We start from the raw sequence: 21,012 nt of genomic DNA, 5'->3' as shown, positions 1-21,012 counted from the left end.
CATGACCCGAGAGATCACGAGCTGGCTCACCGACATGGACGGCGTGCTCGTCCACGAGGGCCACGCGATCCCCGGCGCCCCGGAGTTCGTGCGCGCGCTGCGCGACAAGGGCCGGCCGTTCCTCATCCTCACGAACAACTCGATCTTCACGGCACGCGACCTGCGGGCGCGGCTCGCGACGTCGGGCATCGACGTGCCGGAGGAGTCGATCTGGACGTCGGCGCTCGCGACGGCGCAGTTCCTCACCGACCAGATCCCCCAGGGCAGCGCGTACGCCGTGGGCGAGGCCGGGCTGACGACCGCGCTCTACGAGGCCGGCTACACGCTCACCGAGTCCGACCCGGACTACGTGGTGCTCGGCGAGACGCGCACGTACTCGTTCGAGGCGATCACCAAGGCGATCCGCCTCGTGCTGGGCGGGTCGCGGTTCATCTGTACCAACCCCGACACGACCGGGCCGTCGCAGGAGGGCCCGCTGCCCGCCACGGGCGCCGTCGCGGCGATGATCACGTCGGCGACGGGCCGCAAGCCGTACTTCGTCGGCAAGCCCAACCCGATGATGTTCCGCTCCGCGCTCAACCGCATCGACGCCCACTCTGAGACGACCGCGATGATCGGCGACCGGATGGACACCGACGTCGTCGCGGGCATCGAGGCGGGCCTGTACACCTACCTCGTCATGACGGGCTCCACGACGATGTCCGACGTCGACCGCTACCCGTTCCGGCCGAGCAAGGTCGTCGACTCCGTCGCGGACCTCGTCGACCTCGTCTGAGGGCACGCCGGGCCGGTCCGGCCGTTCCAGCTCCCCGGGGAACCCCGCACGCACGACGACGCCCGGTCACCGCGAGGTGACCGGGCGTCGTCGTGCCGGGGACCGGGGTCAGCCGGCCGCGGCCACCTCCACGCGACCCGCGCGACGGCGGCGCACCGCCAGGAGGGCCGCACCGGTGAGCAGCAGCGTCCCGGCCAGGAGCGCGAGGCTCCCGGCGTCGGAGCCGGTGGTGGCGAGCGCCCCCGAGTAGGCGTCGCACTCGACGTCGCCGCCGACCGGGAAGCTCACCGTCACCGGCGAGAGCGCGGTCCCGGCCTCGTAGAACCCGGCGAACGCCTTCGCGCCGGCGGCCGTGAGGGTCGTGGGGACGCCGCTCCACGTGATCGTGGAGCCCGACGTCGCCTTCTTCCCCGACAGGTCCAGGCTCGCGAACGCGACGCCGGTCGACGAGGACTTGTTGCCCTCCATGTCGCTGCTCTGCACGTCGACCACGAGCGTGCCCGACGACCCGTCCACGACCACCCGCGGGTTGCTGATCCGCAGGTCGAGGATGCCCTCGTGCCCGGAGAACGACACCGACCCGCCGAAGCTCGCGCGGCCCTTGCCGAGATCCGTGTTGAACGAGCCCTTCCCGCCGCTCCACGTGAACGCCGAGCCGCCGTCCCGCACGCCGTCCGTCGAGACCGAGCCCTTCGCGATCGGGCCGGTGACGTACGACCGGAACCGGTCGCTCACGCCCCACGAGAGAGTCGCGCCGTTGACGCCCTGCGCGAAGCACTGCTCCGCCGCGCCGCCCGACCCGGTGCCGGTGCCGGTCGTGCCGGCGCCCACGATCGTGATCGGCGCGGACGCGGTGTGGTCCGCACCGACGAGGAGGAGCGTGTGCTCGCCCGGGGCGACGTCCTTCGGGATCGTCACGGTCGAGGTCGAGGCGCCGCCGGCGTTCGCGGTCGTGCCCGTCGCGAGCGTGCGCGGCGTCGAGCGGAGCTCCGTGCGGATCCCGGACTCGCGCGCACCGAACCCGACGCCGCTGATCGTCACCTCGTCGCCCGGGCGCGCCTGCGCCACCGAGAGCGTCGCCTTCGTCAGGTCGGTCGTGCCACCCGGGAGCGGCACCTCTGTCCCGCCGCCACCGCCGCCCGGTGCGGCAGAGGCCGCGCCCACGGTGAACGTCACGGGCGCCAGAGGATCGCCCGCTGCGTAGAACCCCGAGAAGGCGGCGGAACCCGCGGCCGTGAGGGTCGCCTCGGCGGCCCGGTAGGTGACCGCCCCGTCCTTCGCCGTCGACGGAGCCGGGAGGGACAGCGTCGCGAAGGCGACACCCTTCTTCGCGAAGGTCGTCCCGTCGAGGTTCCTCGACGAGACGTCGAGGACGAGCGTCGCGGACCGCGGCCCGTCGATCCGCACGCGCGGCTCGGAGACGGTGAGGTGCAGGAGACCGCCGTGGCCCGAGAACCGCACCGTCCCGTGGTAGCCGGTCGTCGTGCCCGCTGCGGGCGCCGCCCACGGCGTCGACTGGCCGAACACGAACGCCGACCCGTCGCGCGTGGCCCCCGCGCTCACCGCCACGTCGCCCTTCGCGACCGGGCCCTCGATGTAGCCCACGAACGAGCCGCGCACGCCCCAGGTCAGGCTCCCGACGGTCGTCGGGACCGCGGGCTGCGGGTCCACGGGAGGGACGACGACGGGCTTGGTGGTCACGGTCAGCGTGGTGCTGCCGGTCCGGCCGAGCTCCGACGTGACGACCACGGAGACGGGCCCGGCGGCGGTGTCGGCGGGGACCGTGAGCACGAGCGTCGCGCCGTCGCGGGAGTACGACGCCGGGGCGCCGCCGAGCGTCACGGCCTTGACCGCGTCGTCCGCAGCGAGGCCGCGCACGGCGAGGCGTACCGTCGAGCCGGCCTCCACCGTGGTGGACGCGGGCGTGACGGTGAGCGTGCCCGGCGCGTCATACGCGACGGGGACGAAGAGCTCCTGCGCGGCGTTGTTCACGCCGCCGGCGCCGTACGTGTAGACGCCGTAGCGCCCGCCCTCGAGCGCGGCGGGGTTCTTCACGACGAGGCGTGCCTCGAACGTGCCGTCCGGCGTGATGTCCGTCCACTGCGCCCGGACCACCGACTGGTACTGCGCGGGGACCTGGTCGAGCACGGGCTCGGCGAGGGCCCACACCTGCGAGCCGACCTTGCGGGTCGACGCCGCGGCGCCCTCGGACGGCCGCCACTGCTCGGCGAAGCTCCCGAACACGACGTAGGTGCCCTGCGGGAGCGTCGCCGGGATCGGGACGCCGCGGCCGCCGACGTTCGCCGCCGGGTCGAAGCCGGTGCCCCGGACGACGATCGTGTCGCCCACCGCGACCGGGGTGTCGCCGAGGGGCGTCGTGCCGTCCGCGGCGAGCACCGAGATCTCGGGCTCCCACACGGGCGCCTCGGGCTCCGTCGTGAACGCGACGGGCGCGTACAGCTCCTGCGCGGCGTTGACCGTGCCGCCCGCGGCGTACGTGTAGACGCCGTACCGGCCGCCCTCGCGCTCGAGCTCGCTCGCGACGAGCTCGGCGGTGAACGTGCCGTCCGGCGCGAGCTCGGCCCACTGCCCCCGGATCGCGGACTGGTAGCGCGGGTCCACCTGGTCGAGCACCGCGGACGAGAGGGCCCACTGCTGCGAGCCGGCCGTGCGCGCGCTCGACGGGGCACCCTCCGACGGGCGCCAGTCGGTCGCGAAGCTGCCGAAGACCACGTAGGTGCCGGCGGGGATGCCGCCGGAGATCGGCGGGCGGTTGCCCGCCGGCGCGACGTTCGCGGCCGGGTCGAAGCCCGAGCCCTTGACGACGATCCTGTCGTCCGGGCGGACGGGCGCGTCCCCGAGCGGCGTCGTGCCGTCGGCGGCGTAGAGGGTGATCTGGGGCTCCCAGACCGGCTCGGGCGCCGTGCCGCCCTGGACCGCGACGGGCGTGAACGTGTCGAGGCTGCGGTCGGTCGCCGAGAGGCCGTGCGCGGCGGACGTCGCCACCACGTACTGCTTCGCCGGGTCGAGCTTTCCGGCCGGGACGGTCAGCGTCGTCGTGAACGCGCCGTCGCGCACCTGCTGCGGCATGACCCAGCCCTGGGCGAGCCAGCCGCTCGCGACGAGAGGGCCGCTGCCGTCCCAGATCGAGGCGTCGCCGAGGAGCACGTACGCGCCGTTCGCGGCGCCCGCGCCGACGAACCCGGTGCCCTGGATCGTGAACGTGTTCTCCACCGCAGGGTCGACGGGCGCCGACGGCGACACCGTGACCGCGGGGTCGACGGCGGGCTCCGGCTCCGGCTCGGGCTCCGGCTCCGGGGCGGTCACCGTGTGCGCGACGGCCGCGGAGGCCGAGGCGACGAACGCGGCCGGGTCGGCGGGCGCGAAGGCGGCGCTCAGCTGGTGGGTGCCCGCGGCGAGGGCCGCGGTCTCGAGGCGCGCGACGCCGTCGGCCACGGGAGCGGTGCCGAGGGCGGTGCCGCCGTCGCGGAACTCGACCGTGCCCGCGGCGGCGGGCGCGACGGTCGCGGTGAGCGTCACGCTCGCCCCGGCCGCGGACGTGCCCGCGGGCGCCGCGGCGAGCGTGGTCGTCGTCGCCTGCGCGGGCGCCACGGGCTCGGGCGACACGACGCGGGCGGTCAGGGTCGACAGGGGCTCGCCCGCGTACGACGAGAAGTACGGCGAGACGTTCCCGAGCGTCCCGACGACGCTCCCGTCCGCCACGAACGTGACCTCGTCACCGGCACGCGTCGCGGACACGGTGACGTCGGCGACCTTCACGTCGTCCCCCGCGCCAGGGTTGACGGTGCCCGCGAAGTCCGCGTAGACCGCGCCCGTCGTGGGGCCGGTGAGGTCGAGCCGCACGTCGGAGATCGTCACGTCGAGCGCGCCGTGGTGGCCCTCGTACCGGGTCGAGCCGCCGAGACGGACGGAGCCCGTCCCGGACGCGTCGTCGTAGCTGCCGGACGCGGGGCCGTAGGACGCCTGGCCGCCCTGGAGCGGCGGGGTGATCGTGCCCTGGGCGATGCCGCCCGTGACGTACGACGTCCACGAGTCGACGAAGTTCCAGGTGGCCGACCCGCCGGTCACGTCGGCCGCGGCCGCCTGGGCCGGGGCGCCGGTGCCGGCGACGGTGAGGCCGGCGGCGAGCGCCGCGGCGAGCAACGAGGCGAGGGCGCGTCGGACGCGTCTCGACGATGAAGTGCGCACAAGGTCTCCCGTGCTGGTCCGGGCGAGGTCCCGGCGGGGAGCGGGACCGAGAAGGGAGCGTGCTCACGCTCCGTCGTGACGGACCATATAAGGGTCGCCTCACCAAAGCAAGGTAAGCCTGACCTATCGTGATGTGACGCGCGCCTCGTCGCACGACGACGCCCCGCGGCCCAGGAGGCCGCGGGGCGGTGCGCCGCGTCGAGCGGAGGGAGACGGAGCGGAGGAGCTCAGGCGAGACCCAGGTCCTCCAGGCTGAACAGGTAGTGGTACGGGACGCCGAGCGCCTCGATCTTCGCGCCCGCGCCCGTGGCCCGGTCGACGATCGTCGCGACGCCCGCGACCTCGCCCCCGGCCGCGCGCACGGCCTCGATCGCCGTGATCGGCGAGCCGCCCGTCGTCGTCGTGTCCTCGACCACGACGACCCGCCGGCCCGCGACGTCGGGGCCCTCGATCTGGCGCTGCATCCCGTGCGCCTTGGCCGCCTTGCGCACCACGAACGCGTCGAGGTCCTGGCCACGGGACGCGGCGGCGTGCAGGAGGGCGGTCGCGATGGGGTCGGCGCCGAGCGTCAGCCCGCCCACCGCGTCGATCTCCGCCGTGCCGAGCCCCTGCTCCTCGAGGAGGTCGAGGAGCTGGTGGCCGATGAGCGGCGCCGCGCGGTGGTGCAGCGTGACGCGGCGCAGGTCCACGTAGTAGTCCGCCTCCTTGCCCGAGGAGAGCGTCACGCGGCCGTGCACGACGGCGAGCTCGCGGATGAGGCCGAGCAGCTGCTCGCGGGGGGTCGAGGCGAGCGTCGAGGCGGGGTCGGTAGTCACGACCGCCAGGGTATCGGGCCCGCCCCGTGCCTAGCGGTACTTGCCGATCGCGCGGACGGCCGAGCGCGGCATCGCGCGCAGGGCCGCCGAGGCGACCCGGTACCGCACCGACGGCGTGGAGATGACGACACCCCGCCGCACGTCCGCGAGCGCCTCCGCGACGACCCGGTCCGCGTCGAGCCACGCGAGGTCGGGGAGCACGGACTTGTCGATGCCCGCGCGGTCGTGGAACTCGGTGTGCGTGAAGCCGGGGCACAGCACGGTCGCGGTGACGCCCGTGCCGTGCAGCTCGACGGCGAGGCCTTCCGTGAAGGACCGCACCCACGCCTTCGCCGCCGCGTACGTGCCGCCCGCGGTGAGGGCCGCGACCGACGCGACGTTGAGGATCGCACCGCGCCCGCGCTCGGTCATCTGGCCCGCGGCCGCGTGGGACAGCACCATGACGGCGCGGACCATGACGTCGAGCGCCTCGAGCTCGACGTCGAGGTCGCCCCCGACGAAGTGCTGGTGCGTCGCGAAGCCCGCGTTGTTGACGAGCAGCCCGACCGGGCGCTCGTCCGGCCCGCCGGTCGTGGCGAGGCGCTCCGCGACGCGCGCGACGTCGTCGGGCACGGAGAGGTCGGCGCGCAGCACCTGGACGCGCACCCCGGCCGCGGCGCGGATCTGCCGTGCGGTCTCCTCGAGGCGCGCCTCGTCGCGCGCCACGAGGACGAGGTCGTGCCGCGCCGTGGCGAGCTGCCACGCGAACTCCAAACCCAGGCCGGCGCTCGCGCCGGTGATGAGTGCTGTCGCCATGGTCACAGCCTACGGGCGCCCGGGTGACCCGGGCGCCCGCAGGCGGGGTGGAGTCGTGTCACCGGGCCGGCGGCTTCACGGCGAGCACGGGGCACGCGGCGCCCAGCAGGATCTGCTGGGCGGTGGAGCCGAGCACGAGCTTGCCCACGGGGGTGCGGTGCCGCACCCCGACGACGACGAGGTCGGCGTCGACCTCGGCCGCGACACCGAGCACGACCTCCGCGGGCAGCGCGGAGGACTGCAGGTGCCGCACCTCGTGCTCGACGCCCGCCTCCTCGAGGATCGTGCCGACCTCGACGAGCTGGTCGTGGTCGGCCCAGCGCGGGTCGACGAGCCGGTCGCCGCGCGTCGTGTTGACCACGACGACGCCGGCGCCGAGCAGGACGGCCGCCCGGGCCGCGGCCCGCGTCGCGGCGGTCCCGAGCTCGCCGGGCGCGTAGGCGAGGACGACGGTCATCAGCGCACCTCCTGGTCCTGGGCCTCGACGCGGACGTCCTCCGCGAGCGCCGCGAGCTCGGCGCCGGTGCGGCGCTCGCGCCGGCGCAGCCAGAGGCCCGCGAGGACCACGACGGCGACGAGGGCGTAGGCCGTCGCGGCGAACGGGCTGGTGACGAGCGTCGTCAGGTCGCCCTGGCTGATCGCGAGCGAGCGGCGCAGGCGGTCCTCGGCCATGGGCCCGAGGATCATGCCGACGACCATGGGCGCGACGGGGTAGCCGTAGCGCCGCATGAAGAACCCGATCGCGCCGATCACGAGCAGGATGAGCACGTCGACCGGGGAGAAGTTCAGCGCGTACGAGCCGAGCGCGCCGAACAGCAGGATGCCCGCGTAGAGGTAGTGCCGCGGGATCTGGAGCACCTTCACCCACATGCCCACGAGGGGCAGGTTGAGCACGATGAGCATGAGGTTGCCCACGTAGAGGCTCGCGACGAGCGCCCACACGAGCGCGGACTGGCTCTCGAAGAGCAGCGGGCCCGGCTGGATGCCGTACGACTGGAACGCGACGATGATGATCGCGGCGGTCGCCGTCGTCGGGAGGCCGAGCGTGAGGAGCGGCACGAGGACGCCGGACGCCGCGGCGTTGTTCGCCGCCTCCGGGCCCGCGACGCCCTCGATCGCGCCCTTGCCGAACTCGTCCTTGTGCTTCCCGGCGGACTTGCGCTCGGCGGCGTAGGACAGGAAGGTCGCGACGTCGGCGCCGCCCGCCGGGATGGTGCCGACCGGGAACCCGATCGCCGTCCCGCGCAGCCACGGCTTCCAGGACCGCCGCCAGTCCTCGCGCTTCATCCAGGAGCGCCAGCCCTTCTCGACGGGGATGACGTGCACGGGACCGTGCCGCAGGCGCGACCCGACGTACAGCGCCTCGCCCACCGCGAAGAGGCCGACGGCGACGATGACGACGTCGATCCCGTCGGCGAGCGTCGGGACGCCGAACGTGAACCGCTGCTGGCCGGTGAGCGTGTCGGTGCCCATGAGCCCGAGGAACAGGCCGAGCGACAGGGACGCCATGCCGCGCGGCACCGACGACCCGAGCAGGGCGCCGACGGTCACGAACGCGACGACCATGAGCGCGAAGTAGTCGGGCTCGCCGAGCTGCACGGCCCAGCGCGCGACGTACGGCGCGACGAACGTCAGGGCGACGGTCGCGATGGTGCCCGCGACGAACGAGCCGATCGCGGCGGTCGCGAGCGCGGCCGCCCCTCGGCCCATGCGGGCCATCCTGTTGCCCTCGAGCGCCGTGACGATCGACGACGACTCGCCGGGCGTGTTGAGCAGGATCGACGTCGTCGACCCGCCGTACATGCCGCCGTAGTAGATGCCGGCGAACACGATGATGGCGGCCGTCGCGTCGAGCGAGTACGTGAGCGGCAGGAGCAGCGCGATCGTCATCGCGGGGCCGATGCCGGGGAGCACCCCGACCGCGGTCCCGACGAACACGCCGAACAGCGCGTAGAGCAGGTAGACGGGCTGGACGACGGTCGCGAACCCGTCGAGCAGCGCGGTGAGGTTATCCACGGAACCAGGTCACCCCCTCCAGGAGCGGGCCGGGCGGGAGCGACAGCCCGAGCACGCCCCCGAACAGGACCTGGATCACCAGGGCCAGGACGAGGCCGAGCACGGCGGCGCGCCACCACGGGCGAGCGCCGAGGACGATCGCGGCCCCGGCGAACAGGAGCGTCGCGGCGAGCGGCCACCCGACGAGGTTGATCGCGTAGACGTGCACGAACAGCACCGCACCGAGGAGACCGACGGTCAGCCAGTCGGTGCGGGCGTCGGGGTCGACGTCCTCGCTGTCCTCCTCCTGGCCGCCGTGCCCCCGCCAGACGGCGACGAGCAGCACGAGGCCGGTGGCGAGCAGCATCGCGCCCACGAGGTAGGGGAACGCCCGGGGACCGAGCGTGTTCGCCGAGCCGGGCACGACGATCGTCCCGGCGTCGAGGAGCACGAACACCCCGAGGGCGGCGGTGACGCCGGCGACGACGAGCTCGCCGGGTCGCCGCCGGGGACCCGCGGCGGGGGTGGCGCCTGCGGGGTCCCCGGCGGCCGGGCCGTCGGCGGGGTCGCCGACGGCCGTCGCCGGCGCCGGCCCGGGGCGGGGCTCGGCGTCGGACGGTCCAGGCTCGGGAGCCGCGGCGGACGACCCCGCGGACGGAGCCTGCGACGACCCCGGCTCGCGCGACGCGTCGGGTGGCGCGTCGCGCGAGGCGCGACGCCTCGTCACGGCGTGACCAGGCCGACGTCGGTGAGCGTCATCTGGATGTCGGCGATGTTCTCCGTGAGGAAGCCGTCGAACTCCTCGCCCACGAGGAACGCGTCGTCCCAGCCCTTCTCCTCGAGCGTCGCCTGCCACTCGTCGGACGCGACCATCTCGCTGACGAGCAGCTCGAGGGCGGCGCGGTCCTCGTCGGAGAGGTCGCCCGGCGCGACGACGCCGCGCCAGTTCGTGAGCTCGACGTCGTACCCGGCCTCGGTCATGGTCGGCACGTCGGGCAGCAGGTCCGTGCGCTCGGCGCCCGAGACCGCGAGCGCCCGGACGGTCCCGGCCTTGACCTGCTCCGCGTACTCGCCGACGCCGGAGATCCCGGCGCTGACCTTGTTGCCGAGCAGCGCGGCGAGCGACTCGCCGCCGCCCGAGTAGGCGACGTAGTTGAGGAGCCCGCCCACCTCGGCCGACGGCACGTCGGCCGCCTGGAGGAGCATCCCCGCGAGGATGTGGTCGGCCCCGCCGGCGGAGCCACCGGTGATGGAGACGGACTTGCCGTTCGCCACGACGTCGTCGACGAGGTCCTCGAGCGTCTGGTACGGCGACGACGCGGGCACGACGACGACGAGGGGCTCCTCGGTGAGGCGCGCGATCGGGGTGGTGTCCTCGATGCGGGCCTGCGACTCGTTGGTCTCGACCGCGCCGACCATGACGAGGCCCATGACGAGCAGCGTGTGGGGGTCGGTGGTGTTGGCGAGCGACGCGAGGCCGACCGTGCCGCCGGCGCCGCCGACGTTCGTGACGGTCGCGGTGCGCACGAGCCCGGAACCCTGGAGGTCCTGCTGCATCGCGCGGCCGGTCTGGTCCCAGCCCCCGCCGGGGTCTGCCGGGACGACGATCGCGAGCTCGTCGACGGACGCGGCGGCCTCGCCGGACGCGTCGCCGGAGCCGCCCGTCGTGGGGGCGCTGGGCTCGAGGCCCGAGCACGCGGCGAGACCGAGGACGAGTCCTGCGGCGAGCGTCGCGGTGAGTGCGTGCCGCGGGCTGACGGTGTGCCCGGAGCGCGGGCGGACGACGGATCGCATGTCTCCTCCTTGAGCGGGGCCCGCAACGGCGCGGGCCTCACGACCTGATCCGGGGAGCCTAGGAGCGCGGGGCGGCACGGCGAGGGCTGCGGTCGTACTGGACGTTGTGGTCGATCCGGTGGTTGCGGTCGTTGTGGTCACGGCCGAGGCCCGGGTGCGGCGGACCTGGGGCACACTGGTGCGGTGGGTCGAGCAGTGTCGCTCCGGGTGCAGCTTCTCGTGCTGCAGGTCGCCATCGTGCTCCTGGTCGTGGCGTCGGCGGGGGCGGTCGCCTCGACCCTGCAGCACCGCCAGCTCCGCGACGCCTACCTCGACCGCATGACCGCGGTCGCGTTCTCCGTCGCGCGCCTGCCCGCGATCATCGACGCGTTCGACGACGACGACCCCGCCGCGACGATCCAGCCGATCGCGGAGGTCATCCGCGAGGCCTCCGACGTCACGTACGTCGTCGTCACGGACGACGAGGGCGTGCGGTACTCCCACCCCGACCCGACGCGCATCGGCGAGACGGTCTCGACCGACCCGTCGGTCCCGCTCTCCGGCGAGGTCTGGACGGGCACGCAGACCGGCACGCTGGGCGAGTCGTGGCGCGTCAAGGTCCCGGTGTTCGGGCCCGAGGGGGACGTCGTCGGGACGGCGAGCGTCGGCATCCTCGAGTCCGACCTGGCCGACGACCTCGCCGACGACCTCGGGTGGCTGCTCGCGGCCCTCAGCGTCGCGGCGGCCCTCGGCGTGGTGTGCGCGGCGTTCGTGACGCGCGCCGTGCGCCGCCGCATCTTCCGGCTCGAGCCCGAGGAGATCGGCCGGCTGCTCGAGACGCGCGACGCGATGCTCCACGGCATCTCCGAGGGCGTCGTCGCGCTCGACCGCGACGGCGCGGTCGTGCTCGTCAACGACGAGGCGCAGCGCCTCCTCGGGATCGCGGCGGCCGACGCCGTCGGGCGGCCCGCGCACGACGTCCTCGACCCGCAGCTTCTCGCGCTCGTGCCCGACGCCGCGGGGCCCGCCGACGCCGACGCGCCCGCCGCCGGGCCCGAGGAGGGCGGCGCGCTCGTCCTCGCGGGCGAGCGCGTGCTGCTCGCGCGCGCCGACCGGGCCCGGGTCGCCGGGCGCGCCGTGGGGACGGTACTGCTCCTGCGCGACCACACCGAGCTGCACGCGCTCCTGCGCGACCTGGACGGCGCGCGCGGCCTCACCGACGCGCTGCGCGCGCAGTCCCACGAGTTCGCCAACAAGCTGCACGTCGTCTCGGGCCTGCTGGAGCTCGGGCAGGCCGACGAGGCCGTCGCGTTCATCGAGCGTGCCGGGCACGGCGGGCTGCTCACCGCATCGGGCGTCGCGCCCGGCGTCCACTCCCCCGAGGTCGCGGCGCTGCTCCTGGTCAAGGCCACGACGACGCGCGAGCGCGGCTCACGCCTCGAGGTGTCGCCGTCCGCGCACCTCGCCGCGCCCACGGGGCCCGACGACGCCGCCCTGCACGGCGACGCCCTCACCGTGCTCGGCAACCTCGTCGACAACGCGGTCGACGCCGTCGGGCCCGGGGGGCGCGTCCGCGTGCTCGTGACCGACCGCGCGCCCGACGGCACCGGTCCGACGCCGGGCAACCGCGTGGTCGTCGTCGTCGAGGACGACGGGCCCGGCATCCCCGCGGGCTCCCGCGCCGACGTCTTCGCCGCCGGGTACACCACGAAGGCGGGCCCGCCCGGGCGCGGGATCGGTCTCGCGCTCGTGCGGCGCGTCGCCGCGCGGCGCGGCGGGACGGTCGAGGTGACGACCTCCGTGCTCGGCGGGGCGCGCGTCGCCGTCGCCCTCCCCGCGGAGCCCGTCGACGCCGCCGCGGGCGCCCGGGCCCGGACGCCGGAGACGGCGTCGTGACCCCCGCCGGCCGCTCCCCCGCCCCCACCGGCGCGCCCACGGCGCCGCCGGGCGACCGGCTGCGCGTCCTCGTCGTCGAGGACGACCCGACGATCGCGCGCCTGCACCGCGGCTTCGTCGAGTCGCACCCGCGCTTCGTCGTCGTGGGTGAGGCGCGCACCGCGGCCGAGGCGCTGCGCGCGTTCGCCGTGCTCGACCCGGACGTCGTGCTGCTCGACATCTACCTGCCCGACGCGACCGGGCTGCACGTGCTGCGCCAGATCCGGCGCCGGCCGTCCCCGCCCGTGGACGTCGTCGCGACGACCGCCGCGCGCGAGCTGGAGAGCGTCCGCCAGGCCATGGCGGGCGGCGTGCAGCACTACCTCGTCAAGCCGTTCACGGCCGCGGCGCTGCGCGGTCGGCTCGACGAGGTCGCCCGTCTGCGCGACTCGCTGCGCACCGCGGGCGACGAGCTCGACCAGGACGCCGTCGACCGCCTCGTGCGGCGCGGTTTGCCGGAGGCCGCGGCGCTGCCGAAGGGGCTGTCCGAGCGCAGCCTGCGGCTCGTCGTCGAGGCGCTCGCGGCGGCGTGCGCCGACGCGGGCGACGCGTCGGCGGGCGAGGTCGCCGCACGGACCGGCATGTCGCGCGTGAGCGCTCGCCGCTACCTCGAGCACCTCGTCGCCACGGGGCGCGCCGACGTCGCGCCCCGGTACGGCGCGGCCGGGCGGCCGGAGAACGGCTACCGGCCCGCCTGACCGTCGGGACCGCTGCGGGTCGCTGCGGGTCGCGCCCGCGACGCCGTACGGTGGGGCCCGTGCGCCTCGCGACCTGGAACATCAACTCCGTCCGTGCCCGCGTCGACCGCGCGGTCGCGTTCCTCGAGCGGACGGGGACCGACGTCCTCGCGCTCCAGGAGACCAAGTGCACGGACGCGCAGTTCCCCGTCGCGCCGTTCGAGGCGGCCGGGTACGAGGTCGCGCACGTCGGCGTGAACCAGTGGAACGGCGTCGCCGTCGTCTCGCGCGTGGGCCTGGACGACGTCGAGACGTCGTTCCCCGGCCAGCCCGCGTTCGGCGACACGGTGGAGGCGCGCGCGCTCGGTGCCACGTGCGGGGGCGTGCGCGTGTGGAGCCTGTACGTGCCGCACGGGCGCGAGGTCGGCGACCCGCACTACGCCTACAAGCTGCGCTGGCTCGACGAGCTGCGCGCGCAGGCCGCGGGCTGGCTCGCCGCCGACCCGGCGGCGCAGGTCGCGCTCGTCGGGGACTGGAACGTCGCGCCGCTCGACACCGACTTGTGGGACGTCGCGTACTTCGCCGGGAAGACGCACGTCACCCCCGCCGAGCGGGACGCCTTCGCCGCGTTCGGCGCCGCCGGGTACACCGAGGTCACGCGCGAGGCGATCCCCGCCGAGCGCACCTACACCTACTGGGACTACCAGCGGCTGCGGTTCCCGCGGAACGAGGGCATGCGCATCGACTTCGCGTACCTGTCGCCCGCCGCCCGCGCGCGCGTCACGGGCGTGACGATCGACCGCGACGAGCGCAAGGGCAAGGGCGCGTCGGACCACGTGCCGGTCGTCGTCGACCTGGCGGACTGACCTCCGGGGCGTCCGCCGTCGGGCTCGGGCCGCGGGTCCGCGCCGCGGGTCCGGGCCGGACGGGGCGCGTCCCCTCGCTACGGTGTGTCCATGACGACGCCACCCGTCCCTCCGTACGGGTCCCCCGACGAGCCCGCCGACCCGTACGCCCCGCGGCGTCCGCACCAGCCGCCGCTCACGCCGTACCACCCGCCCACCGAGGACGCCCCCGCCGCGCCGGACGACGGCGGGTTCGTCGCGCCGTCGGGCGCCGGGGGCGGGTACGGGAGCACGCCGGGCGGCGGGAGCGGGTACGGGAGCACGCCGGGCGCCGGCGCCCCGTACGGCGCGCCGGCCGCGCCCGCCGGGTCGCCCTACGGCCCCGGCTCCCCCTACGCCCCCGGGGCGGCGCCGTCGTACGGCGGGACGCCCGGGTACGCGGCGCCGCCCGGACCCGCGGCGTACCCGGCGCCGGGCTACGGGGGCTACCCGCCGCCGTACGGCGCGCCCTACGCGCCCCCGCCGCGGACCAACGGGCTCGCGCTCGCGTCCATGATCGTGTCGATCGCGAGCCTCGTGCTCTGCGCGGGCTTCCCCGGCCTCGTCGGCCTCGTGCTGGGCATCGTGGCGCTCAACCAGGTCATGCGCGACGGCACGCGCGGGCGCGGTTTCGCGGTGACGGGGATCGTCGTCGGCGCGGTCGGCACGGCGTTCGCGATGCTCGTGGTCCTCGCCGGGACGCTGGGGGACTCGGCACCGTGAGCGACGACGACCTCTTCGCCCCGCCCGGCGGCCGCACGTCCGGGCCCTCGGGAGGCCCGCCCGTCCCGCCCCCCGCGGCAGCGCCCGGGGCCCCGGAGCCCCGCGCCGCGGACGGCGCGCCCCAGGCCGGCCCGACGCCGTACGACCCCTCGGGTGCGGCGGCACCCGTGCCGCCGCCCGGGCCCGGCGACCGGCCCGGCTTCGCCCCGGAGACGTACTACGCACCCGGGTGGCAGCCCGCGGCGCCCGGCGTCGAGCCGCTCGCCGTCGCGAGCGTGCCGGCGGGCGTGGTGCTCGGGCCGGTCGGGGTCGGCCTCGGCGCCGCGGCCCTGTCGCGCGTCCGCTCCCGCGGCACCCGCGGACGCGGCCTGGCCGTGACCGGGATGGTGCTCGGCGCCGTCGCGACGCTCGGATGGGTGGTGGGCGGGATCGCCTGGTGGCAGGGCGAGCAGGCGCGCACGCCGCTCGCGGGCGACGTGGACGCGCCCCGTACGGTGAGCGCGGTGCAGCTCGTGCTGGGGACGTGCCTCGACGAGCTCCCGCCCGACGGCGAGGTGTCGCGCGTGCGCGCCGTCCCGTGCGCCGACGAGCATCGGGCGCAGGTCGTCGGCCGCACCGACCTGGGCGCGGACGAGGTCTGGCCCGGCCAGGACGCCGTGGACCGCCGGGTGGCGCGCGTGTGCACGCCCGACACCCTCGGTCCGGATGCCCCGGAGGACGTGCGGCTCGTGGTGTGGGCACCGACCGAGGCGTCCTGGCGCGGCGGCGACCGCACCGGGCTGTGCCTGGCGAGCAGCGAGGCCCCGCTCCCGGCGGACCTGATCGGCTGACGTCCCGGGCGGACCGCGCCGTCAGCGTTCGGCGTCGGACAGCACGAGGCGCAGGTACGCGCGCAGGTCCGCGGCCATGTCCACGCGCTCGGGCCGCGGGCGGTCGAGGGACAGCAGCCACTGGACCTGAAGACCGTCCATGAGCGCGACGAGCTGGCGGGCCGCGACCTCCGGCTCGACGCCGTCGCGCAGGCCGCCCGCCCGGGCGCGGCGGGAGAGCTGCTCGCCGATGCGCGCGACCGTCGACTCGTAGCGCTCGACGAAGTACGCGTGCGCCGGGTGGTCGGGCGACGTCGCCTCGGCCGCGAGCGCCGTGAACAGCTCGACGATCGGCCGGCGCAGGGCGTTGCGCTCGACGAGCCGCACCAGCGCGTCGAAGAAGTCGGTCCCGCGCGCGAGGTCCTCCTCGAGGTCGGCGCGGTCGACGGTCTCCCGGTGGTCGAGCACCGCCTCGAGGAGCGCCGCCTTCGTCGGGAAGTGGTGGAGCAGCCCGGGGTGGGACATGCCCACGCGGGACGCGAGCTCGCGCAGCGACGCGGCGTGGAAGCCGACCTCGCCGAAGAGCACGACGGCCGCCTGGAGGATCTCCTCGCGCTTGGCGCGCCCCTTCGCGTACCCGCGGGCGGGGTCGGGCGCCGCGGCGCGGCGGGAGCCCGTGGGGTCCTGCCCGGCGCCGATGGCCGCGCTCGTCATGGCACTGCTCCGTCCGTCGTCCGACGAGGGCACACCCTACCGACCGCGGTGCGGCCCGGCGGGGTGCCCGCGCCCGGGCGGAGAAGGTTCAGGGTGCGGGGGCGAGCGTCGGGGCGGGCTCGTCGGCGCTCGACGACGGCCCGGGCACCGCCACCGACGGCCGGTCGGTGGAGGGCGTCGGCGCGGGCTCGGCCGGGGGCGTCGGGCCAGGTCCGGTGGGGTCCTCGACGTCGGGCGGCGCGGCGCGCAGGGCCTCGGCGGTCGCCGCGGTGACGGTGCCGTCGGGTGTGAGGCCGTGCGCCTTCTGGAACGACCGCAGCGCGGTGCGCGTGGCGTCGTCCATCGTCCCCGTGACGGCGACGTCGGCACCGTGCACCCGGAGCCGCTCCTGGACCCACGAGACGGACCCGGTGCCGGGGTCGGTCGTCGGGGAGGACGTCGGGGCGGGCTCGGTCGGTGCCGGGGTCGGCTCGGACGCGGTGGGAGCGGGCGCGGGCTCGGTGGTGGGCGCGGGCGCGCCGGGCGCGGCCTGCTCTCCCTGGCCGCTCGCGGACGGGCGCGGGGACGGGGCCGGGCGCGCGTCGTCGGACGTGCCGTCCGCCGCGTCGGGCGGAGGGATGCGGGTCACCTCGGGGCGGGGGGTGTCGGGGCGCGGCGTGACCGCGGGGACCGTGTCCTCGCCGTTCGCGCCGCCCTCGGCAGAGACCCCGCCGACGACGACCGCCTCGCCACCGCCCGTCGCGGCACCGACCATGCCCGCGACGGCGACGACGAGCGTCACCGCCCCGGCACCGGCGGCGACCGTGACCCACGGCGTGGCGGTGCGGCGCGCGGGCCGCTGGAGGGGGGCGGTGCGGTCCCGCTCGGCGGGTCCGGACCGGTCGTGGCGTCGGCGCACGTCGCCTCCTTCCGGGGCTGTCGAGGGGGCGGACGGCGCGACACGCTGCCCGCCGGGGCGGTCGGGTGGACGTCCACCCTGCCCCATCCCGGCTCGTGTGTCACGCCCGACGCCCTCACCTGCGGCGATACCCGCCACGGCTCCCCCGGTCCAGCGGGGCGGCGCCGCGCCTCCCACGGAGGTCGCAACGCAGGTTCCGCCCTGCGCCGCAAGACCCGGTGGGGGCCCGCGCGACAGCCTGGTAGGGCACCGCACGGGAGGCCCGTGCGGGACGCACGAGGGAGGGACCGGCATGACCACCATCCACGTCTCCGGGCTGCGCAAGGCGTACGGGGCGTTCGACGCCGTGCACGACGTGACGTTCACCGCCGCGCCGGGCCGCGTCGTCGGGCTGCTCGGCCCGAACGGCGCCGGAAAGACGACCACGCTCCACGTCCTGCTCGGGCTCGCGGCCCCGACCGCGGGCACCGCGACGTTCGACGGCCGCGCGTTCGCGGACCTGGCGCACCCGGCCCGCACCGTCGGCGCGCTGCTCGACGCGGGCGGCCTGCACCCGGGACGCACGGGGCGCGACCACCTGCGCGTGCTCGCCTCCGCCGGGCGGATCCCGGCGCGGCGCGTCGACGAGGTGCTCGCGCTCGTCGGCATGACGCCCGCCGCGGACCGCCGCGTGCGCACCTACTCGCTGGGGATGCGGCAGCGCGTCGGGATCGCGGCCGCGCTGCTCGGCGACCCGGAGGTCCTCGTCCTCGACGAGCCCGCCAACGGTCTCGACCCCGCCGGGATGCGCTGGCTGCGCGACCTCGTCCGCGCGTTCGCCGACGACGGCGGCACCGTGCTCCTCGCGAGCCACGTGCTGTCCGAGGTGCGGCAGGTCGCGGACGACCTCGTCGTCGTCGGGCAGGGGCGCGTCGTCGCGGAGGGGCCGCTCGACGAGCTGCTGCACGGGGAGTCCCTCGAGGACTTCTACCTCGACCTGACCGCCACGACCGAAGGGGTGCGCTGATGTACCGCGCCGAGATGCTCAAGCTCCGCACGACCCGCGCGACGTGGGTCGTCGCGGCCGTCGCCGTCGCCGGGATGCTCGTCGTCCAGGCCTTCACCCTGCTGCTCCCCACGATCCTGCGCAGCGCCGACGCGGCCGGCAGCGGCACGACCGTCGGGCTCCAGGCCCCGCCTGAGATGGTGGCCGAGCTCGCGCCGGACCTCGGTGCGCTCGCCGACGTCTCGCAGCCCGCGTTCCAGCGCTCGATGCTCGACCTCCTCGGCACCGGCCTCGGCGGCTCCGGCTCCGTCGGCGTCGCGACCGTGTGCATGCTCCTGCTCGGGGTGCTCGCCGTGACGACCGACTTCCGCACGGGAGGCATCGTGCCCACGGCGCTCGTCCAGCCGTCGCGGCTGCGCATCCTCGGCGCGAAGGCGGGCGCGACGGCGACCGTCGCGCTCGGCGTGGGCGTCGTCCTCGCCCTCCTGGGCGCCCTGGGCCTGCTCGTCGCGATCGTCACGACGCCGGGCGCGGGCCTCGCGCTCGGCCCCGGCGACGTCCTCGGCGTCTGGGCCCGCGGGCTCGCGGTGCTCGTCCTGCTCGCGTGGCTCGGGCTCGGCATCGGCACCCTCGTGCGCGGCCAGGTCGCGGGCGTCGTCACGGTCGCCGCGCTCGCGCTCGCCGAGCCGATCGTCCGCGGCGCGGTGACGCTCCTGTCCGGCGGCGACTCGGCCGCGGCCGAGTGGCTCCCGCTCGGGCTGGGCGCGCTCGCGTCGACCGGCGGGTCCGCCGCGACGCTCCTCGGCGGCGCGGCCCCGCTCGGCGCGCTCGCCGCTCTGGCCGGTCTCGCGGCGTGGGCCGCGATCCTGCTCGGCGGGGGCGCCGTCAGCCTGCGGCGACGCGACCTCGTCTGACCACAGCCCGTCCGGCTCCCGACGCGACGACCCGGTCGTCCACAGGCCAGGAGCCGCGCGGCGCCGTCGGCCCGCCCGCCCCGTAGGGTGGGCGGGCCCGACGGCGCACCCCGTCCCCGCACCCGTCGCCCGTTGGAGGAGGACCGTGACCGAGACCCTGCGCCGCGCGCTCGACCGGGCGGGCGTCCGCACCGACACCGGCCGCGACGCCGTGCTGGCCGGTGTCGTCGCCCTCGCGACCGTCGCGCTGTTCCTCGGCATCGAGCGCGTCCTCGCGACGGAGGTCGGGGCCACGTTCGGTGCGGGACCGGGCGAGAGCGTGATCAGCCCGGGCGTGCGCGCAGCCGTGCTCGCGCTCGTCGTCGGCCAGGCCGCGGCGCTCGTGCTCCGCCGTCGGGCGCCGCTGGTCTGCCTCGCGCTGACCGTCGTCGCGCAGGTGGCGATCACCGCCCTCCTGCCGCCGTACGTCGGGTTCCAGGCCCCGGCGACGCTCGTCGCCGCCTACTCCGCCGGGGCCTACGCGCCCCGCCGCGCGCGCCTCGGGGCGCCGGCGCTCGCGGCGCTCGCGCAGGTCCTGCTCGTCTTCGCGCTCGGCGGGTTCGGCGTCCCTGCCGGGGCCGGGCCCGCGCAGCACGCCCTCCAGGTGGGGGGCGCCCTCCTCTCGGCGGTGCTCACGTTCGTGGGCGCGGCGCTCGTCGGCTCGTACGTCGCGACGCGGCGCGAGCTCGTCACCGAGCTGCGCGACCGCGTGGTGCGCGCCGAGCGCGAGCGCGAGGCGCTCGCCGCGCAGGCCGTGCTCGAGGAGCGCGCCCGCATGGCCCGCGAGCTGCACGACGTCGCGGCGCACCACCTCTCGGGCATCGTCGTGCAGGCGTCCGCGGCGGAACGGCTCGTCGACGCCGACCCGGAGCGCGCCAAGGAGTCGGTCCGCTGGATCCGGTCGCAGGGTCGCGAGACGCTCGACGACCTGCGCCTCGTGGTCGGCATCCTGCGCGGGCGCGAGGACGAGGGCGACGCGCGCGAGGCTCCGCAGCCCACGCTCGCCGACCTCCCCGCGCTCCTCGAGACCGCCCGCGCCGCGGGCACGACGGTCACCGTCGAGACCGAGGGCGAGCCCTGGGACCCCGCACCGACCGCCCAGATCGCCGTGTACCGCGTGCTGCAGGAGGCGCTGGCCAACGCGCGGCGGCACGCGCCCGGACGGCCGGTCGCGGTGCGGCTCGCGTGGAGCCCGACGGCCGTCGTCGTCACCGCGCGCAACCCCGCCGGTCGCACCGCTCCCCCGCAGGACTCCCGCCCGGGCCACGGCCTCGTGGGGATGCGCGAGCGCGCCGCCGTGCTCGGCGGCACGCTCGACGCGCGGCGCACGCCCGACGGCGCGTGGCTCGTCCGGCTGACCGTCCCCCGCGCCCCCGCGCGCGACCCCCGCACCCCCGCCCAGGAGGCCTCGTGACCCGTGTCGTGCTGGTGGACGACCAGGCCGTCGTCCGCGCCGGCTTCACCGTCATCCTCGAGAGCGAGGGCCTGGAGGTCGTCGGCGAGGCGTCGAACGGCGCGGACGCCGTGCGGGTCGCGCGCCGCGAGCGCCCCGACGTCGTGTGCATGGACGTGCGCATGCCCGGCGGCGACGGCATCACGGCGACGCGCGCGCTCGCCGGGCCCGACGTCGCGGACCCGGTGCCCGTCCTCGTGGTGAGCACGTTCGACCTCGACGACTACGTGTTCGGGGCGCTGGAGGCCGGGGCGAGCGGGTTCCTGCTCAAGGACGCGGAGCCGGAGGTGCTCGTGGACGCCGTCCGCCGCGTCGCGTCGGGCGACGGCCTCGTGGACCAGTCGCTCACGCGCCGCGTGCTCGGCGAGTTCGCGCGGCGTCGTGCCCCGGTGTCGCGGGACGACGACGCGGCCGCGCTCCTCACGCCGCGCGAGCTCGACATCGTGGCGCTGCTGTGCCGGGGGTCGTCGAACGCGGAGATCGCGACGGCGCTGTTCCTCGAGCCGAGCACCGTGAAGTCGCACCTGAGCCGGGCCATGACGAAGACGCGCGCGCGCGACCGCGTGCAGCTCGTCGTGTGGGCGTTCCGGCACGGGATCGTCGACCCGGCCGCCTGACC

Annotated in this window: 19 protein-coding genes; 10 read left to right on the top strand and 9 right to left on the bottom strand. The window is 76.4% G+C overall.

All coding sequences use genetic code 11. The features are described 5' to 3' along the window. Position 1: 1 nt before the first annotated feature. On the top strand, positions 2-775 hold the full coding sequence (locus ACI769_RS05315) for an HAD-IIA family hydrolase (protein ID WP_021482670.1): 774 nt from the start codon (positions 2-4) through the stop codon (positions 773-775). Positions 776-883: 108 nt separating this feature from the next. Here the strand turns inward: ACI769_RS05315 and ACI769_RS05310 are convergent, their stop codons facing one another. From ACI769_RS05310 to ACI769_RS05280, 7 genes are all read right to left on the bottom strand, one after another. Further along, positions 884-4,939, bottom strand: a complete 4,056-nt coding sequence (locus ACI769_RS05310; RefSeq protein ID WP_409141276.1) for an HtaA domain-containing protein — start codon at positions 4,937-4,939, stop codon at positions 884-886. A 272-nt stretch (positions 4,940-5,211) separates the two neighbouring features. Then, on the bottom strand, positions 5,212-5,799 hold the full coding sequence (gene pyrE, locus ACI769_RS05305) for an orotate phosphoribosyltransferase (protein WP_021483023.1): 588 nt from the start codon (positions 5,797-5,799) through the stop codon (positions 5,212-5,214). 30 nt (positions 5,800-5,829) lie between these two features. Continuing rightward, positions 5,830-6,594: an SDR family oxidoreductase gene (locus ACI769_RS05300; RefSeq protein ID WP_061267145.1), complete on the bottom strand. Its 765-nt coding sequence runs from the start codon at positions 6,592-6,594 to the stop codon at positions 5,830-5,832. A gap of 58 nt (positions 6,595-6,652) precedes the next feature. Next, complete coding sequence (locus tag ACI769_RS05295) at positions 6,653-7,051, bottom strand: universal stress protein (protein WP_061267146.1); 399 nt, start codon at positions 7,049-7,051, stop codon at positions 6,653-6,655. Then, complete coding sequence (locus ACI769_RS05290) at positions 7,051-8,610, bottom strand: tripartite tricarboxylate transporter permease (RefSeq protein ID WP_021482991.1); 1,560 nt, start codon at positions 8,608-8,610, stop codon at positions 7,051-7,053. Before ACI769_RS05290 ends, ACI769_RS05295 begins: the two co-directional genes overlap by 1 nt. Next, complete coding sequence (locus ACI769_RS05285; protein ID WP_409141275.1) at positions 8,603-9,316, bottom strand: tripartite tricarboxylate transporter TctB family protein; 714 nt, start codon at positions 9,314-9,316, stop codon at positions 8,603-8,605. Before ACI769_RS05285 ends, ACI769_RS05290 begins: the two co-directional genes overlap by 8 nt. Beyond that, positions 9,313-10,383 carry a Bug family tripartite tricarboxylate transporter substrate binding protein gene (locus ACI769_RS05280; protein ID WP_409141274.1) on the bottom strand — a complete coding sequence of 357 codons (1,071 nt, stop codon included), beginning with the start codon at positions 10,381-10,383 and terminating at the stop codon, positions 9,313-9,315. The genes ACI769_RS05285 and ACI769_RS05280 overlap by 4 nt, the downstream gene beginning before the upstream one ends. Positions 10,384-10,566: 183 nt before the next feature. On the opposite strand from ACI769_RS05280, the gene ACI769_RS05275 reads away from it, so the two are divergent. From ACI769_RS05275 to ACI769_RS05255, 5 genes are all read left to right on the top strand, one after another. Further along, complete coding sequence (locus tag ACI769_RS05275) at positions 10,567-12,258, top strand: ATP-binding protein (protein ID WP_409141273.1); 1,692 nt, start codon at positions 10,567-10,569, stop codon at positions 12,256-12,258. Beyond that, a complete protein-coding gene (locus tag ACI769_RS05270) occupies positions 12,255-12,995 on the top strand; it encodes a response regulator (protein ID WP_253705756.1) in 741 nt (246 codons plus the stop codon). The genes ACI769_RS05275 and ACI769_RS05270 overlap by 4 nt, the downstream gene beginning before the upstream one ends. 59 nt (positions 12,996-13,054) lie before the next feature. Next, a complete protein-coding gene (locus ACI769_RS05265) occupies positions 13,055-13,840 on the top strand; it encodes an exodeoxyribonuclease III (RefSeq protein WP_409141272.1) in 786 nt (261 codons plus the stop codon). Between the two features lie 90 nt (positions 13,841-13,930). Beyond that, complete coding sequence (locus tag ACI769_RS05260) at positions 13,931-14,581, top strand: DUF4190 domain-containing protein (RefSeq protein WP_171467385.1); 651 nt, start codon at positions 13,931-13,933, stop codon at positions 14,579-14,581. Further along, positions 14,578-15,411 carry a DUF4190 domain-containing protein gene (locus ACI769_RS05255; RefSeq protein ID WP_409141271.1) on the top strand — a complete coding sequence of 278 codons (834 nt, stop codon included), beginning with the start codon at positions 14,578-14,580 and terminating at the stop codon, positions 15,409-15,411. The genes ACI769_RS05260 and ACI769_RS05255 overlap by 4 nt, the downstream gene beginning before the upstream one ends. A gap of 21 nt (positions 15,412-15,432) precedes the next feature. On the opposite strand, the gene ACI769_RS05250 is transcribed toward ACI769_RS05255, so the two are convergent. Beyond that, positions 15,433-16,104: a TetR/AcrR family transcriptional regulator gene (locus tag ACI769_RS05250; RefSeq protein WP_083711273.1), complete on the bottom strand. Its 672-nt coding sequence runs from the start codon at positions 16,102-16,104 to the stop codon at positions 15,433-15,435. Between the two features lie 88 nt (positions 16,105-16,192). Next, the gene (locus ACI769_RS05245) at positions 16,193-17,002 is read right to left on the bottom strand and encodes a peptidoglycan-binding protein (protein WP_137279788.1); all 810 of its coding nucleotides are present in this window, start codon (positions 17,000-17,002) and stop codon (positions 16,193-16,195) included. Positions 17,003-17,294: 292 nt separating this feature from the next. Between ACI769_RS05245 and ACI769_RS05240 the strand changes: the two genes are divergently transcribed. From ACI769_RS05240 to ACI769_RS05225, 4 genes are all read left to right on the top strand, one after another. Next, positions 17,295-18,008 carry an ABC transporter ATP-binding protein gene (locus ACI769_RS05240; RefSeq protein WP_085386649.1) on the top strand — a complete coding sequence of 238 codons (714 nt, stop codon included), beginning with the start codon at positions 17,295-17,297 and terminating at the stop codon, positions 18,006-18,008. Further along, complete coding sequence (locus tag ACI769_RS05235; protein WP_409141270.1) at positions 18,008-18,901, top strand: hypothetical protein; 894 nt, start codon at positions 18,008-18,010, stop codon at positions 18,899-18,901. Before ACI769_RS05240 ends, ACI769_RS05235 begins: the two co-directional genes overlap by 1 nt. 145 nt (positions 18,902-19,046) lie before the next feature. Then, complete coding sequence (locus tag ACI769_RS05230) at positions 19,047-20,354, top strand: sensor histidine kinase (RefSeq protein WP_409141269.1); 1,308 nt, start codon at positions 19,047-19,049, stop codon at positions 20,352-20,354. Next, positions 20,351-21,010 (top strand): response regulator, encoded by a 660-nt coding sequence (locus tag ACI769_RS05225; protein ID WP_409141268.1) that lies wholly within the window; start codon positions 20,351-20,353, stop codon positions 21,008-21,010. Before ACI769_RS05230 ends, ACI769_RS05225 begins: the two co-directional genes overlap by 4 nt. Positions 21,011-21,012 lie beyond the last annotated feature (2 nt).

This window comes from Cellulosimicrobium sp. RS (genome assembly GCF_046159675.1).
GTDB lineage: Bacteria > Actinomycetota > Actinomycetes > Actinomycetales > Cellulomonadaceae > Cellulosimicrobium > Cellulosimicrobium funkei.
Note: the sequence above shows the minus strand (reverse complement) of the source record. Positions and strands in the feature narration are given on the sequence as shown.

Excerpts from the sequence above, each read along its gene's own strand:
- ACI769_RS05280 (WP_409141274.1), bottom strand. The coding sequence starts at position 10,383 with ATGCGATCCGTCGTCCGCCCGCGCTCCGGGCACACCGTCAGCCCGCGG.
- ACI769_RS05260 (WP_171467385.1), top strand. The coding sequence starts at position 13,931 with ATGACGACGCCACCCGTCCCTCCGTACGGGTCCCCCGACGAGCCCGCC.
- ACI769_RS05295 (WP_061267146.1), bottom strand. The coding sequence starts at position 7,051 with ATGACCGTCGTCCTCGCCTACGCGCCCGGCGAGCTCGGGACCGCCGCG.
- ACI769_RS05240 (WP_085386649.1), top strand. The coding sequence starts at position 17,295 with ATGACCACCATCCACGTCTCCGGGCTGCGCAAGGCGTACGGGGCGTTC.
- ACI769_RS05300 (WP_061267145.1), bottom strand. The coding sequence starts at position 6,594 with ATGGCGACAGCACTCATCACCGGCGCGAGCGCCGGCCTGGGTTTGGAG.
- ACI769_RS05315 (WP_021482670.1), top strand. The coding sequence starts at position 2 with ATGACCCGAGAGATCACGAGCTGGCTCACCGACATGGACGGCGTGCTC.
- ACI769_RS05250 (WP_083711273.1), bottom strand. The coding sequence starts at position 16,104 with ATGACGAGCGCGGCCATCGGCGCCGGGCAGGACCCCACGGGCTCCCGC.
- ACI769_RS05235 (WP_409141270.1), top strand. The coding sequence starts at position 18,008 with ATGTACCGCGCCGAGATGCTCAAGCTCCGCACGACCCGCGCGACGTGG.